Source organism: Acinetobacter sp. 1294243, from assembly GCF_000588015.1.
GTDB classification, from domain to species: Bacteria; Pseudomonadota; Gammaproteobacteria; order Pseudomonadales; family Moraxellaceae; genus Acinetobacter; species Acinetobacter pittii.
This window is the reverse complement of record NZ_JFXG01000002.1, coordinates 309,544-324,484: the sequence shown is the minus strand read 5'-3', so window position 1 is coordinate 324,484 and position 14,941 is coordinate 309,544. Positions and strand designations below refer to the sequence as shown.

Below are 14,941 nucleotides of genomic sequence, written 5' to 3'. Positions count from 1 at the left end.
ATTGATGGGAAAATTGTATGAAAAAGCTCTACTCATCTACTCTAAAAACGCCATAAATAGCCTTTATTTTGGAAAAATGGTACTAGGGTAGCGCAAATTTAAAAAAGACGCTCTAAACGCAAATTAGACGTAAAATTAACTGGTATTAAATAAACATAGTTTTTTGTTTAAAAAATATTCAAATTCAGAGCTGGATAAGGGTCAAAAAAAGAGGATTTTTTAACTTTACGTTAGGAATTATTTTGATAACTTAAAATATAAAAAAGCCGCAGAAAAAATTGCGGCTTTTTACATGAACTCGAGAGGCTATAACTTATGAAGTTGGGCCATCAACACGCTCAATATTTACTTTAGCTGTACCAGCATTGGTAATACCAAGACGTTTAGCTGCACCGTATGATAGGTCAAGTACACGGTTGCCATGGAAAGGACCACGGTCATTTACTTTTACAACCACACTTTTACCATTGTCTTTATTCGTTACTCGAATGTAACAGTTCAACGGTAGGCTACGGTGAGCAGCAGTTAAAGCATTCATGTCGAATGTTTCACCACTTGCAGTTTTACGACCATGGAACTGGCGGCCATACCAAGATGCCATACCAGTTTGGCTAAACTTACGAACAGTGTTTGAAGCTACTGTGTTAAGTTTTTCAATCACTGAAGGCTCATCTTCAGGGATTTCAATTTTTGCTGCGATAGCTTGACGACGGATTTGATCGCCAGAACGTTCAGTGATTGAAAGACTGTTAATGTTAGAAAAACGAGAATTAAAGTTTTGAGTATCTTTACTCAATACACGTGCTGCTAGATTAGGACCATCTACATCACTGTTTAATGATGATGACTGCACCATTTCAGCGTGCAGTGGGGCCATACTTAAACTAGCCGTCAGTGCAAGAACGTATTTCAGCGATAACTGCATTTGTATAAACTCCTGAGAACATGTACTTTTTTCTTTCAGCCATTGACTGAAATTTAAAGTGAACATGCCTTATTATTCACTTTTGCAATTGCTATATTGGGGTGGATAATATTCATCGGTTACGGAGAGTGTCTAGTCTTTAACGAGAAATCTTTACAAAAAGGGCAAAAACTTACAGTTTTAGGTTAAAAAATAATCAATAATGTAACAAGTTATTAAAAATGTATGTATTGTGATCTATTTAACAAAAATATTTATTGACTTTTACATAAAGTATAAAAAAGCTAGCCTATCGGCTAGCTACTTCGGTGCCTAATAACCATACAGCAGTAGCGTACATACGGCTCTTATTATAAGTCGTAATCACTTGAAAATTCGGGTAAGTTAAATAGTAAATTGGTCCATTATAGTCTTGTAATTGAATAACATTTACCATATCGAGATCATCAATTTTAACTAAAGGATTTAATGGAGAAATACCGAGTGTCTTTAGTGCACCATATGGGAAAGGTTGCGTTAAATCTTTAGCAATAATACTTTCTGGATTTGCCCCAGTGTAACGAGCCATAAACCCGATCGGTTGATCGCGTTGCCAACCTTGTTTTGCTAAGTAGTTTGCAATTGATCCAATAGCATCTTCTGCTGAGTTTCTTAAGTCGATATGTCCATTACCGTCATAATCCACCCCATATTTACTAATATTGCTTGGCATAAATTGTGGATAGCCAATCGCACCTGCATAGGAACCTACAATACTATTTGTTGGGTAGCCTTCTTTATAAGTCCATGCAATAAGAGCAGCTAGCTCATCACCAAAATATTCAGCACGGCGAGGGTAGCCAAAAGCAAGGGTAGCTAAAGCATCACGTGTAATAAAAGAACCTTTATTTGCGCCATAACCTGTTTCAACGCCCAAAATACCTAAAATGACAGCTTTAGATACGCCATATTGTTGTTCTGCGCGATTTAATGCATCTGCATATTGATTTTTAAAACGGACACCACGTTGAATTGTGCCTTCAACCAAGAACATAGAACGATAATCATACCAAGGCTTACTTTCACCTGGACGAGTCATAATATTTAGAATGTTTGGTAAATTTTTTGCGCCACTCATGGCTGCATCAACTTGATCGCTACTTAAACCATAAGCATTCATCGTTTTTTGTTTAAAATTTAAATAATCAGGATGTGTTGCAAAATCGTTGGCCTGAGCGAAATGACTTGTACTGATTAAGCCAGTACACAAAGCGAGCATTTTTAAAGTTTTATTTAAGTGTTGAGACAACATATCGTTTTAAAATTCCAGATTATCGATGTGTATGAATGGACATGACTAAACCAAAGGTGGCCATTAAAGTAATAATAGCTGTTCCGCCATAACTCATAAAAGGTAAAGGAACACCTACTACAGGTAAAATACCACTGACCATTCCCGCATTTACAAATACATAAACAAAAAAAGACAAACCAAAGGCGCCAGCAACTAAACGTCCATAGTTATGGAAGCTTTGTAAACCGATCTGGAATGTTCTAAAAATAATCGCAAAATAAAGGATTACTAAAATAAGTACACCGATGAGCCCAAATTCTTCGGAATATGCAGCAATAATAAAGTCAGTATGTCCTTCGGGTAAAAAGTGTAAATGTGATTGGGTGCCTTCAAGGAAACCTTTACCTGAAAAACCACCAGAACCAATTGCAGTTTTAGATTGAATAATATTCCAACCCGTACCGAGTGCATCTGCCTCTGGATCAAGTAAGGTTAAAACCCTTTGGCGTTGATAGTCGTGTAAAAGAAATTCCCACGCAATTGGAATTACGATTGCTGCACATGCGGCAGCTGCACCAATCATTCGCCATGATAGTCCACTTAAAAATAAGACAAATATACCGCTTGCTAATACTAAAAGTGATGTTCCTAAGTCAGGTTGTTCTGCAATCAGTAAAAAGGGAATACCAATTAACATTAATGATAAAACAACTTGTGAAAAACTAGGGGGAAGAGGTTTTCGTGCTAAAAACCATGCAATCATCATCGGCATGCCGATTTTCATGAACTCACTGGGTTGGACACTCCCGAAACCGGGAATATCAATCCAGCGCTGAGCACCCATTCGGACTTCACCGAATACCATAACTGCCACAAGCGAAAATAGGCCGAACAAATAAAAGTATGGGGAAAACGCTTGATAGACCTTAGGCGGAATTTGGGCTAGACCAAACATCACTAAAAAGCCAATACCAAAACTCATGGCTTGTTTACTGACCAGACCTACATCCTGTGCCGAAGCACTATATAGTACGGTTAAACCTAATAGCGCATTTAATAGCAAAAATAGACATAACCACGGGTCAATGTGGAGTTGTTGCCACCTTGATGGTTGCATAGCGGTGCTAAGACCATCTCGAGGAGCTTGGCGTAAAAACTTATATTGTGGGCTAGGAGACATGCGGCGTTAACTAGGTCAATCAGTGCTTGGCGCATGCTAACATAAACCTGATTAATGGCAATGTATATCAATATTTTGCAATAAAAAAACCTAGCTCTCGCTAGGTTTCCGATAGGCTACTTTTTATTAGTTAAAGAATAGACTTTCGTGATATTCAGCCATCGCTTTTAGTTCAGTGCGATTTAAGCTAGGGATCAGTTTATCGATCGCAATATGAACTGCTTTTGTTACAGCTGCCGCACCAATATCAGCTGCTTTACGCTTAATCATGCCAAGGTCTAATGTCTTATTAAAATCAGACATAAAATGTTTAACCATAGCATCTCCAAACTGTTTATACAGTTCAGCCAATGCAGCTTTATTGATATCGTTACCCGCCTTAAGCTCAGTGAAGTTATGCTGAAGATTAGTGACTAAACTAGGATCTAGAGTTACACCTACTTTATATTGACCTTGTGGATCTTTAAATAAGCTTTTTTCAGAGAACTCTACTGACTGTTTAACAACATCGTTTGGCGCTTTGCTTAACAATTGTTTTAAAAGAACAGCGACTGTTGATTTGACATAGCCTGCTAGTTTTTCGGCAGTATCGCGCTTTTCACTTGCAGGGAAGTGCTGAACTAACTGAATTAAGACATTATCAATAATCTCTTCATTAAGTTGTAAAGCAATCTTATCGCGAAGTGGATATAAAGGCTCACTAGAATTTTTGTTCGCAATTCCAGTTTGTATATCGTTCAATAAGCCTTCAGAAGGGGTAAAACCAAAAAACGGCATGGTGTATCCTCAAATTATTCGTTTTATTGTCGTGCCAATCGAATCGGTTTTGGCATCCATGAAAGATCCGATACTCGGCAAGGGTTAATATCAAGTCCGCCGCGACGAGTATAAGTTGCATAAACCATCAGCTTCTCAGGCTGCAAATTTTGCCAAATATCAGCAAAAATCTGCTCGACACACTGTTCGTGAAAGCCGTTATGCTGACGGTACGAGATAATATAAGCTAAAACACTACGATAACAAGGTTTTTTGCCCTTAAAACGGATAAAAACTGTACCCCAATCCGGTTGTCCCGTGACTGGGCAGTTACTTCTTAAAAGATGAGAATACAGTTCAATTTCGACTTCTTCATCAGACGCATCTCGTTTTAAAAGAGTCGCATCTGGATGTTGCTCTAAACGCTCTGGATCTAGGTCATCAATACAAATGCCTTGAGGCTTAGAAATCTCTAAATCATCTACTTGAAATAAGGTTAACTCAACTTTTGTCCCTGCCGCAGCAGATAGATCCTTTTCAACCGTTTCAATAAACGACTGTTTAGAGTCAAACTGAGTGAAGTTAAGGCTATTGAAGTAAAGTTTTAATGACTTTGATTCAATCAAATTTGGTGAAGAAGCTGGCAGTGTAATTCTGCCAATAGCAACTTGCGGGATGGCATGAGCGTTTAACCATGAAATTTCAAAAACATGCCACCAATCTTTACCTTGCGTAATACCTTCAATATGCGAGTAAGCTTCACGAGACTGAGCACGAGCAATTGGAAATAAAACATCAGGTTGATAGTTAGTTGGATATTGAGTTTCTTTACCCAATAAAGACTGTTCGACACTCATTCACGCATTCCTGAACCACGAGCAAGTAAATAGTAGGCAATTCCGTAAAGTACAGCACAGCATAATGTCACAATGATTAAAGAGAACGTAACGTTCACATCACTATGACCTAAAATGCCGAAACGGAAAGCGTTAACCATATACACAATAGGATTAATTAAAGAAAGTTTTTGCCAAAAAGGGCCAAGTGCGCTAATGGCATAGAACACACCACCTAAATAGGTTAAAGGTGTAAGGACAAAAGTTGGAATAATAGAAATATCATCAAATGATTTTGCATAGACTGCATTAATGAAGCCGCCTAAGGAAAATAAAACAGATGTAATTAAGACTGTATATATAGTCACAAACCAGTTATGTATAAAAAGGTCTGTAAAGAACATGCTCATTGTTGTCACAATTGCTCCGACCAATACACCACGGCAAATACCACCAATGACATAGCCCCACAAAATAATATGTAGTGGCACAGGACTCATAATCAGTTCTTCAATGCTCTTTTGGAATTTCACACTAAAGAAACTTGAAGATACGTTAGCATAACTGTTGGTAATAACCGCCATCATGATGAGGCCGGGTACGATAAACTGCATGTAGCTCACGCCGCCCATTTGTCCAATGCGCGAACCAACCAAATTACCAAAAATGACAAAGTACAAACTCATCGTGATCGCAGGTGGTAACAAGGTTTGCGGCCAAATACGTAGAAATCGGCGTACTTCTTTACGAACTAGAGTCCAGAGGGCAATTTGCAGTTGGCTAAAATTCATTTTGCCTCTCCTTCAAGATTTTTCTCGACCATTTTGACGAATAGCTCTTCTAGACGGTTCGATTTGTTTCGCATACTACGAACACGAATACCTTGTGATTCTAAAAGCTGGAATAAGTCATTTAATGTATGGGCCTTATCCATTGTCACTTCTAAAGTGCTGCTATCAATTAAGTTGAACTTCACACCAATAATATTTAACTGGAGTGGGGCAATGGGTTCTGCCAAATCGAAAATAAAAGACTCTTCACTCAGCTGGTTTAAGAAACTTTTCATGCTGGTGTCTTCTTTAATGACACCGCGGTCAATGATAGCAATTTGACGACATAACATTTCTGCTTCTTCGAGATAATGTGTAGTCAAAATAATAGAAGTACCACTTTCGTTCATTTCGGTTAGAAAATCCCACATAGAGCGGCGTAATTCAATATCAACACCCGCAGTAGGCTCATCTAAAATAAGAAGTTTAGGCTCATGCATCATAGCACGTGCAATCATGAGTCGGCGCTTCATACCACCTGATAGCATACGTGCTTGTATATTGCGTTTTTCCCAGAGGCCTAGCTTTTCTAAATAATGTTCGGCACGTTTTTCTGCAATCTTTTTATGAATGCCGTAATAGCCAGCTTGGGTGACTAAAATATCGAACGCTTTTTCAAACTGTCCAAAGTTAAATTCTTGAGGGACAACGCCAAGTTGTTGTTTTGCCAAGGATGGATGAGTGTCGAGATTGTGTCCAAAAATCTCAACTGTTCCTTCGGTTTTTTTCGTGAGGGAACTGATAATACCAATGGTTGTTGATTTGCCGGCACCATTTGGGCCTAACAACGCATAAAATTCACCTTCAGGCACAGTGAGGTTAATACCTTTTAACGCCTGAAAACCATTACGATATGTTTTGGACAAATCTCTTAAAACCAAAGCATCAGTCATGAAATTCTCACATTATGAAAGAGGGGTATATTTTGAGCGATAATGATTAATAAACCAAGTAAAATAGTCGGAATTTTATAAAATTGAGATAAATTTATGAAGTTATTATATATAAACTGGTGCGCCCGGCGGGGATCGAACCCACGACCCCAGGCTTCGGAAACCTGTACTCTATCCAACTGAGCTACGAGCGCACATGTGTGGGCCACATCATAGGAAAAAAACACCAATAGGTAAAGCACGAAATAGGTAACAAGTGAGTTTAATGCTTAATTAAACAGCAGCTTGTTGTTTTTTTAGTTGCGTTGTTGAATAAGTTGAATTGAATAATTAATAGAATGAAGCGTATGTGCTAGCTCATTAGGCGGAATACGCGACTCCTGTAAGCTGGTAATCCATTGCATTTGGCACATTTTAAGCTCTTGAAGCGTTTTTATTTGCTCTATTTTCTGAATAAGTGGTTTTGCCATAAGCCCACAATATTGACTCAAGCTTTGCTTCATCAACTGTTGTATCTCTTCAAAAGAGAGCTGTTGAACTGGAATTGATGGCTGGGTAATTTCAGTAGGTGAAAGTTGAAAAGATGATGATTGAGTAACCTGAATTTCTCCAACTATATCGCCACTTTTATTATCATCAATAGTATTTTTTTGATGAGCTTCTATTGGAGTTATGGATGATTGTGGGAAAGATATTTGTTCATTTAATTCTGAATAATTTTCGCCAGAAGGAGCAATGAGTTTTAAGTCGATAAGCTGTTGAATAAGCTCTGGAGATGCAATACGTTTTTTAAATTCGCTACTTAAATTTTGAAAATCCTCGTGATCTATTAATAGTAGTAAACGTCTTTGTTTTGCATTTAAAGTAATGTTGCGTTGTTGAAGCGCGACTCTTCCTAAATTAGTTCGATAAAAACCAGCCATCATTTTTCCCCAAATAAAAAATAAATCAGACTGTCCAATTTTCTTGGTTGAACAGTACTGTTTTTAATAAAATATAAATGGGGTTAACGATAAAACTCAAAAATGACAATATAATGAAGAATTGATGAATATCATCTATTTAAGACTTTAAAATGCGCCTTCTAACGCTTTACGTAAATAGATGTCAAGTTCATCTTGACGTAATAACCATTGAATATAGTCTTTAGGAAGTTCAGCAATTGCTGTGCCTTTATGCTTACCAAAATTAATAGTCGTAGGGATACGTGCTTCTTCAGAAACTCGGTAAAGCTCTTCAATGTCTTGAATATTTAAATGATAGACAATATGCATCAAAATATTAGCAGTCAAAATAATATCCGCATCGGCTCGGTGCGCGCCTTTGAGCAATTCTCGCGCTTTACTGCTGCCTTGAGAAATCATATAGATGAGTGCTGAAATATTATGTGCTTCTGCTTCAGGCCAAGTTTTGCGTGCTAAAGCTAGTGTACAAATCGGTTTGATATGAGAAACATCTACACCACAACGAGCAATCGCAGCAATATCGTAATCAATATTGTGACCAATAATATAAGTTGTAGTTTCTGGCAATTTAAAGTTTTTATAGTGGGGTTGGTTTTCTAAATCTGACTCTAATATATGGTGTACTGCCATAGCCGCGTAAGAGATAGGTGCACCAACCTGATAAAGTTGATCAAACAATTTGCTCTTATCTAAAGTCAGCTTACCTTCGTTAATTTCAATTGGTGCATACGCAATTTCAATAGGCAAACCATTTAGCGTATGTGTTTCTGTATCTAAAATAATGGTTTGCATAACTGGCCCTTTAAACAATCACGAGTAATCAAGAATGTTAACAGTTGGCTATCTACTTTAAAACATTTTCTAAGGAAAGAATTAGATTAAAGTAGGCTACTAGATATTTGGTTGGAAAACAGTTTTATTGATATCTAATGCCACTGTCGTAGGCACTAAAATTAATAGTTATGTGACGGGTAACTGGGACCATGGCACGGTGATGAGCAGTAATGTAGATAATATTGTTGGAAATGTTCAGACTTTACTGATGGCTCAATATGGTTATTGATAGTTAAAGGATTTTTAATGTTTTTCTAAGCTAAAATAAACGCTAGAAAAATTTAAAATATAAGCTTTAAAGCAGCTTTTTATTTGATTTATAAACAATGGCTCATTTTTTATAAGACTTGAGCCATTTTTATTTAAAACTGAGCTAACTTCATTCTGTTTAATTATAAAGTTCATGCTACAATATGCCGCAATCTTAGCACGGCTTAAAAGCCCTAATTTATAGGACCCCCGCTAATGTTTGCCAATATTTCCATTTCTGAATTTGATCCAGAATTAGCTCAAGCAATTGCTTCTGAAGGTGAGCGTCAAGAAGCACATATCGAGTTAATTGCATCTGAAAACTATTGCTCTCCTGCTGTGATGGAAGCGCAAGGATCAAAACTTACGAACAAATATGCAGAAGGTTATCCAGGCAAACGCTATTATGGCGGTTGCGAGTATGTGGATATCATCGAGCAAATGGCGATTGATCGTGCTAAAGAACTTTTTGGTGCAGATTACGCAAACGTTCAACCACACGCTGGTTCACAAGCTAACTCTGCTGTTTATTTAGCGCTTCTTAACCCAGGCGATACTGTTTTAGGTATGAGCTTGGCTCACGGTGGTCACTTGACTCACGGTGCTAAAGTAAGCTTCTCTGGTAAAACTTATAATGCAGTTCAATACGGTTTAAACGCTGAAACTGGCGAGATCGATTACGAAGAAGTTGAACGTTTAGCATTAGAGCACAAGCCACGTATGATCGTTGCTGGTTTCTCTGCTTACAGCCGTGTTGTAGATTGGCAACGTTTCCGTGACATCGCGGACAAAGTTGGCGCTTACCTTTTTGTTGATATGGCTCACGTTGCAGGTCTTGTAGCTGCTGGCGTATATCCAAACCCAGTTCAAATTGCTGACGTAACTACAACTACGACTCACAAAACACTTCGTGGTCCACGTTCTGGTTTAATCCTTGCGAAAGCGAATGAAGAAATCGAGAAAAAACTTCAATCAGCTGTATTCCCTGGTAACCAAGGTGGTCCATTGATGCATGCGATTGCTGCTAAAGCAATCTGCTTCAAAGAAGCAATGTCTGATGAGTTTAAAGCTTACCAACAACAAGTTGTGAAAAATGCTCAAGCTATGGCTGAAGTGTTAATCGCTCGTGGTTATGACGTTGTTTCTGGTGGTACAGAAAACCACTTATTCTTGTTATCTTTAATCAAACAAGACGTAACTGGTAAAGATGCAGATGCTTGGTTAGGTGCTGCTCACATTACTGTGAACAAAAACTCAGTTCCAAATGACCCACGTTCTCCATTTGTGACTTCTGGTATCCGTATCGGTACTCCAGCGGTAACAACTCGTGGTTTCGGTGAAGCTGAAGTTCGTGAACTTGCTGGTTGGATCGCTGACGTGATTGACAGCAAAGGTGACGAAAAAGTTATTGCTGACGTAAAAGCGAAAGTTGAAACTGTTTGTGCAAAATTCCCTGTATACGCACAATAAGTTGTAAATATAAAAAAAGCGCCGTATGGCGCTTTTTTTATATCAAGTTAATTAGGGGGAAATTAACTTTCAGATTTTACCGATGACTCGGCATTATGCCAGCCACCACCTAATGCGCGGATTAAATTTACACTAGCCATCATTCTAGTGCCGTTAAGCTGTGCAGAAAGTTGTTCTTGTTGCAAAATAGTCCGATCCGAGTCAATCACATCCAGATAGCTAATAGCACCTTCTCGATAACGTAAATGAGACAGCTGATTTGCATGACGAGAAGAAGAAAGTGCTTGGCTTTGAGCCTGAATTTGCTGATCGAGAATTCTTTGATCAGATAAACCATTTTCAACTTCGCGAAATGCATTCAATACAGTTTGGCGATAGTTTGCGACGCTTTCTTCATAGGCAGCTCGTGCTTGAGCGACTCCAGCTTTACGTTGTCCGCCGTCAAACAATGGCAAAGATAAAATAGTGCCTGCGACTGGACCAAGTAAGAATGTACGGCTCGACCATTTACCTAAATCACCTAAAGTTGATGATTCATAACCGAGTGCACCTGTCAGGTCTAGTTTTGGGAAGAAAGCAGCACGTGCAATCCCAATACGCGCATTATCTGCTGCCATAGCACGTTCGGCAGCAGCAATATCAGGTCGTCTTTCAAGTAAAGCTGAAGGTAAACCGGCTGGCAGACGGAGGCTGTTTGCAGTTAAAGGTTCAATTGCCAAGCTAAATTCAGCAGGTGTTTTGCCTAACAATACTGCAAGTGCATGCTCTGCATTGGCCCGGTTACGAGCAATGTTCAGTGCATTGGTTTGGGCGGTAGCAAGTTCAGTCTGTGCGCGAGAAACATCTAATTCACTGACTAAACCATTTCTAAAACGTGTTTGAACTAAGTCACGTGTCTCGCCAAGCAATTTAATAGTGCGATTATAAATTGCTTGTTCAGCGTCAAGCTGACGAATGAGAAAGTAACCTTGGGCAACATCTGCTTGTAAGGCTAAAAGTGCCGACTGATATAAAGCTTCTTGTTGCTGTACATCAGCTGTTGCTGCATTAACACTACTGGCGATACGACCAAATAAATCGAGCTCATATGAAACATTTGCTTGAGCACGCCATAGGGTTTGTGCAGATGTATGGGCATTGTCATCTAAACCCAATGAAGCAGGAGAGGGTTTTTGACGAGTTGGGCCAAAGCCAGCACCAATACTTGGCAAACGTTCAGCTTGTGCTGCGGAACGTAACGCACGTGAAGCTTGAATATTAGCCGCTGCCGCTTTAAGACTCTGGTTTCCAGAAATGGCTTGTTGTTCGAGCTCATTCAGTTGAGCATCATTAAAAACACGCCACCACTCACCTCGAATCTGCTGATCGGCAGGTTGGGCAATTTTCCAATTATTGTCTTCAAGTTTTGGGGTAGACTCTTTAAATTTGACTGGAACTATCACTTTTGCAGGTTGATATTCTGGAGCCAAAGAGCAGCCTGCAAGCAGCAGGCTCCCCATGAGTGAGGACAATAATAAGCTTTGTTTTGCTGTAGCCATCAAATGTCCTCCTTAATGATCATGTGGGGTAGATAAAGGTGCTTCATGAACTGCTGCCGAATGCAATTTATGTTTGCTGTTCAGTGTGCGAATGAGGACATAAAAGGCAGGGGTCAGGAACAAACCAAACAGCGTTACACCGATCATGCCGAAGAACACCGCAATACCCATGGCATGGCGCATTTCAGAACCTGCACCAGTTGAGGTAACAAGAGGGACTACACCCATAATGAATGCAATAGAAGTCATTAAAATTGGACGTAAACGTAGACGACTTGCTTCAACAGCAGCTTTGAATGCAGTTGCACCTTGCATTTCAAGTTCCCGCGCAAATTCGACAATTAAGATGGCATTTTTACAGGCCAGCCCGACCAGTACCATCAGACCAATTTGGGTAAAGATGTTGTTATCTCCGCTTGTTAGCCAAACACCTGTTAGAGCCGCCAAGATTCCCATTGGTACAATTAAAATTACAGCTAAAGGCAAAGTTAGACTTTCATATTGAGCGGCTAAAACTAAGAACACCAGTAAGACGCTAATTGGGAATACCCAGAGTCCTGCATTACCAGCCAAGATTTTTTGGTAAGTTAAATCTGTCCATTCAAACTTGATACCACGTGGTAGAGTTTGAGCAGCAATACGTTCAACCGCAGCTTCTGCTTGGCTAGATGAATAACCCGGTGCAGGCCCACCGTTAATATCGGCTGATGTGTAGCCGTTATAACGAACTACCATTTCTGGACCATAAGTCTGAGTTACATTCACCAATGAAGATAACGGCACCATTTGTCCGGCACTGTTGCGGGTTTTAAGCTGTAAAATATCTTCAGGGTTAGCACGGAAAGGGGCATCTGCCTGTGCTCGAACCTGATAAACACGTCCAAAGCGGTTAAAGTCGTTAACGTACTGAGAACCTAAATAAATCTGCATGGTGTTGAAAACATCAGTCACAGCAACACCTTGTTGTTTGGCTTTTACACGGTCCAGATCTACGTTTAGTTGAGGTACGTTAATTTGATAACTTGAGAACATTGGACCAAGTTCAGGGGCTGATTGTGCTGCTTTCATAAAGTTTTGAGCAGCATCGTTCAAGGCTGAATAGCCTAAGGCACCTCGGTCTTCAAGTTGGAGTTTAAAGCCGCCCATGGTGCCTAAACCCATCACAGGTGGTGGTGGGAAAACCGCAATATAAGCATCTTGAATGGCTGAGTATTTCTGGTTGAGCGCACCAGCAATTGAATTTGCAGATAAGTCTTTCGCCTTACGTTCATCGAATGGCTTTAAGGTCACAAAGACAATACCGGCACTTGAGCTGTTGGTAAAACCATTAATTGATAGACCAGGGAAGGCAACTGCACTTTCTACACCAGGCTGTTTAAGTGCGGTGTCACTCATTTTACGAATGACAGCTTCGGTACGATCTAAAGACGCGCCGTTCGGTAATTGAGCAAAGCTAATCAAATATTGTTTGTCTTGAGCTGGAACAAAGCCACCCGGAACAATATAAGAAATACCAACAGTTAAGCCCAGAAGAGCAGCATATACACCCATTGCCGATGCTTTATGGGAGATAACACGACTTACGCCTTTGCCATAGTTGTCTGACGCACGTGTAAATACTCGGTTAAACAGCGCAAAGAAACGTCCAAATACACGGTTCATAAGACGTGTTAATGCATCAGGTTTAGCATCATGTCCTTTCAGTAACATGGCTGCTAAAGCAGGAGATAGAGTAAGGGAGTTAAATGCCGAAATAACAGTTGAAATGGCAATAGTCATGGCAAATTGTTTATAAAATTGCCCTGTTAAGCCTGTCATAAAGGCAAGTGGAACGAATACGGCAACCAGCGTTAAAGCAATGGCAATAATCGGTCCGCTCACTTCTCTCATCGCGCGATAAGTTGCATCTCTTGGGCTTAAGCCGGCTTCAATATTCCTCTCGACATTTTCGACGACGACAATAGCGTCATCGACCACAATCCCGATGGCAAGTACCATCCCGAACAGTGAAAGCGCATTGATTGAGTAACCAAAAGCAAGCATGAGCGCGAATGTACCAATAATTGAAACTGGTACAGCAAGCAATGGAATGATTGAGGCACGCCATGTCTGTAAGAATAAAATAACAACCACAACAACCAGTGCAATCGCTTCAAGCAAGGTATGAACAACCGCTTTAATACTTGCACGTACGAATTGAGTCGGATCGTAAACGATGTCGTATTTAATTGAAGATGGGAAATCTTTTGAAAGTTCTTTCATCGTGCTACGCACTTGATCAGAAACTTGCAAAGCATTAGCACCCGGTGCTTGGAAAATTGGAATGGCAACCGCTTGTTTATTATCGAGTAATGAACGCAAACCATATTGTGAAGCTGCAAGTTCAACACGAGCAACATCACCTAAGCGAGTGACAGCGCCATCTGGTGCAGTTTTTAAAATGATATCTGCGAATTCTTGCTCAGTGGTTAAACGACCTTGAGCGTTCACTGAAAGTTGTACAGGAGAATTAGTTGGCGATGCACCAATGGTACCTGCTGCAACCTGAATGTTTTGTTCGCGGATTGCACTCACAATTTCAGTGGCTGTGAGATTACGTTGCGCTACTTTTTGTGGGTCGAGCCACACACGCATTGCGTAGTCACCCGAACCAAATAAACCGACTTCACCTACACCTTGTAAACGAGCCAAGCGATCTTTTACGTTGAGCACCGCGTAGTTACGCAAGTAGGTCATGTCATAGCGATTATCTGGTGAGGTCAGATGCACAACCATGGTTAAAGTCGGTGAACTTTTTAACGTAGTGACACCTAAACGCTGTACGTCTTCAGGCAAACGAGGCATGGCCTGAGATACACGGTTTTGAACCAATTGCTGAGCTTTGTCTGGGTCAATACCAAGCTTAAAGTTCACCGTAATGGTTAAGTTACCGTCACTGTTTGCCTGAGATTGCATATACAGCATGTCTTCAACGCCGTTGATGGATTCTTCAAGCGGAGAAGCAACAGTTTCAGCAATTACTTTTGGGTTTGCACCTGGATATTGAGCACGTACCACCACAGATGGTGGAACAACTTCCGGATATTCTGAAATAGGTAATTTAAATACCGACAGTAAACCGGCAAGTAGAATCAATACTGATAACACACCAGCAAAGATCGGCCGATCAATAAAGAATTTAGAAATATTCAT

General features: G+C 39.9%; 13 protein-coding genes, 1 tRNA gene and 1 pseudogene. 2 read left to right on the top strand and 13 right to left on the bottom strand.

All coding sequences use genetic code 11. The features are described from left to right. Nucleotides 1-313 precede the first annotated feature (313 nt). From J655_RS09205 to J655_RS09160, 10 genes are all read right to left on the bottom strand, one after another. Complete coding sequence (locus tag J655_RS09205) at nucleotides 314-925, bottom strand: septal ring lytic transglycosylase RlpA family protein (protein WP_002118141.1); 612 nt, start codon at nucleotides 923-925, stop codon at nucleotides 314-316. Nucleotides 926-1,214: 289 nt separating this feature from the next. Continuing rightward, nucleotides 1,215-2,216 (bottom strand): lytic murein transglycosylase B, encoded by a 1,002-nt coding sequence (gene mltB / locus J655_RS09200; RefSeq protein ID WP_032052289.1) that lies wholly within the window; start codon nucleotides 2,214-2,216, stop codon nucleotides 1,215-1,217. Nucleotides 2,217-2,235: 19 nt separating this feature from the next. Continuing rightward, nucleotides 2,236-3,378: a rod shape-determining protein RodA gene (gene rodA, locus J655_RS09195; protein ID WP_005068220.1), complete on the bottom strand. Its 1,143-nt coding sequence runs from the start codon at nucleotides 3,376-3,378 to the stop codon at nucleotides 2,236-2,238. 126 nt (nucleotides 3,379-3,504) lie between these two features. Then, nucleotides 3,505-4,155 carry a hypothetical protein gene (locus J655_RS09190; protein WP_002118229.1) on the bottom strand — a complete coding sequence of 217 codons (651 nt, stop codon included), beginning with the start codon at nucleotides 4,153-4,155 and terminating at the stop codon, nucleotides 3,505-3,507. Between the two features lie 23 nt (nucleotides 4,156-4,178). Further along, nucleotides 4,179-4,991 (bottom strand): NADPH-dependent 7-cyano-7-deazaguanine reductase QueF, encoded by an 813-nt coding sequence (gene queF / locus J655_RS09185; protein ID WP_005068224.1) that lies wholly within the window; start codon nucleotides 4,989-4,991, stop codon nucleotides 4,179-4,181. Next, the gene (locus J655_RS09180; RefSeq protein ID WP_002118099.1) at nucleotides 4,988-5,761 is read right to left on the bottom strand and encodes an ABC transporter permease; all 774 of its coding nucleotides are present in this window, start codon (nucleotides 5,759-5,761) and stop codon (nucleotides 4,988-4,990) included. Before J655_RS09180 ends, queF begins: the two co-directional genes overlap by 4 nt. After that, complete coding sequence (locus tag J655_RS09175) at nucleotides 5,758-6,693, bottom strand: ABC transporter ATP-binding protein (protein WP_002118101.1); 936 nt, start codon at nucleotides 6,691-6,693, stop codon at nucleotides 5,758-5,760. Before J655_RS09175 ends, J655_RS09180 begins: the two co-directional genes overlap by 4 nt. Before the next feature lie 117 nt (nucleotides 6,694-6,810). Then, a tRNA-Arg gene (locus J655_RS09170) sits at nucleotides 6,811-6,887 on the bottom strand. A 102-nt stretch (nucleotides 6,888-6,989) separates the two neighbouring features. Next, nucleotides 6,990-7,619 (bottom strand): hypothetical protein, encoded by a 630-nt coding sequence (locus J655_RS09165; RefSeq protein WP_080612825.1) that lies wholly within the window; start codon nucleotides 7,617-7,619, stop codon nucleotides 6,990-6,992. Nucleotides 7,620-7,763: 144 nt separating this feature from the next. Further along, nucleotides 7,764-8,450 carry a putative quorum-sensing-regulated virulence factor gene (locus J655_RS09160; protein WP_017480755.1) on the bottom strand — a complete coding sequence of 229 codons (687 nt, stop codon included), beginning with the start codon at nucleotides 8,448-8,450 and terminating at the stop codon, nucleotides 7,764-7,766. A 118-nt stretch (nucleotides 8,451-8,568) separates the two neighbouring features. On the opposite strand from J655_RS09160, the pseudogene J655_RS25130 reads away from it, so the two are divergent. After that, a pseudogene (locus J655_RS25130) lies at nucleotides 8,569-8,721 on the top strand (alpha/beta hydrolase); the annotation flags it as partial. A gap of 14 nt (nucleotides 8,722-8,735) precedes the next feature. Here J655_RS25130 and J655_RS24430 read toward each other — a convergent pair. After that, the gene (locus J655_RS24430) at nucleotides 8,736-8,897 is read right to left on the bottom strand and encodes a hypothetical protein (protein WP_081311970.1); all 162 of its coding nucleotides are present in this window, start codon (nucleotides 8,895-8,897) and stop codon (nucleotides 8,736-8,738) included. A 60-nt stretch (nucleotides 8,898-8,957) separates the two neighbouring features. Here J655_RS24430 and glyA point away from each other — a divergent pair, with 60 nt between their 5' ends. Further along, the gene (gene glyA, locus J655_RS09155) at nucleotides 8,958-10,211 is read left to right on the top strand and encodes a serine hydroxymethyltransferase (RefSeq protein WP_032052288.1); all 1,254 of its coding nucleotides are present in this window, start codon (nucleotides 8,958-8,960) and stop codon (nucleotides 10,209-10,211) included. A 62-nt stretch (nucleotides 10,212-10,273) separates the two neighbouring features. Here the strand turns inward: glyA and J655_RS09150 are convergent, their stop codons facing one another. Together J655_RS09150 and adeG are read right to left on the bottom strand one after the other, a co-directional pair. Beyond that, the gene (locus J655_RS09150; protein ID WP_032052287.1) at nucleotides 10,274-11,749 is read right to left on the bottom strand and encodes an efflux transporter outer membrane subunit; all 1,476 of its coding nucleotides are present in this window, start codon (nucleotides 11,747-11,749) and stop codon (nucleotides 10,274-10,276) included. 12 nt (nucleotides 11,750-11,761) lie between these two features. Then, entirely contained in the window at nucleotides 11,762-14,941 is a 3,180-nt protein-coding gene (gene adeG / locus J655_RS09145; RefSeq protein ID WP_032052286.1) for a multidrug efflux RND transporter permease subunit AdeG, read from the bottom strand.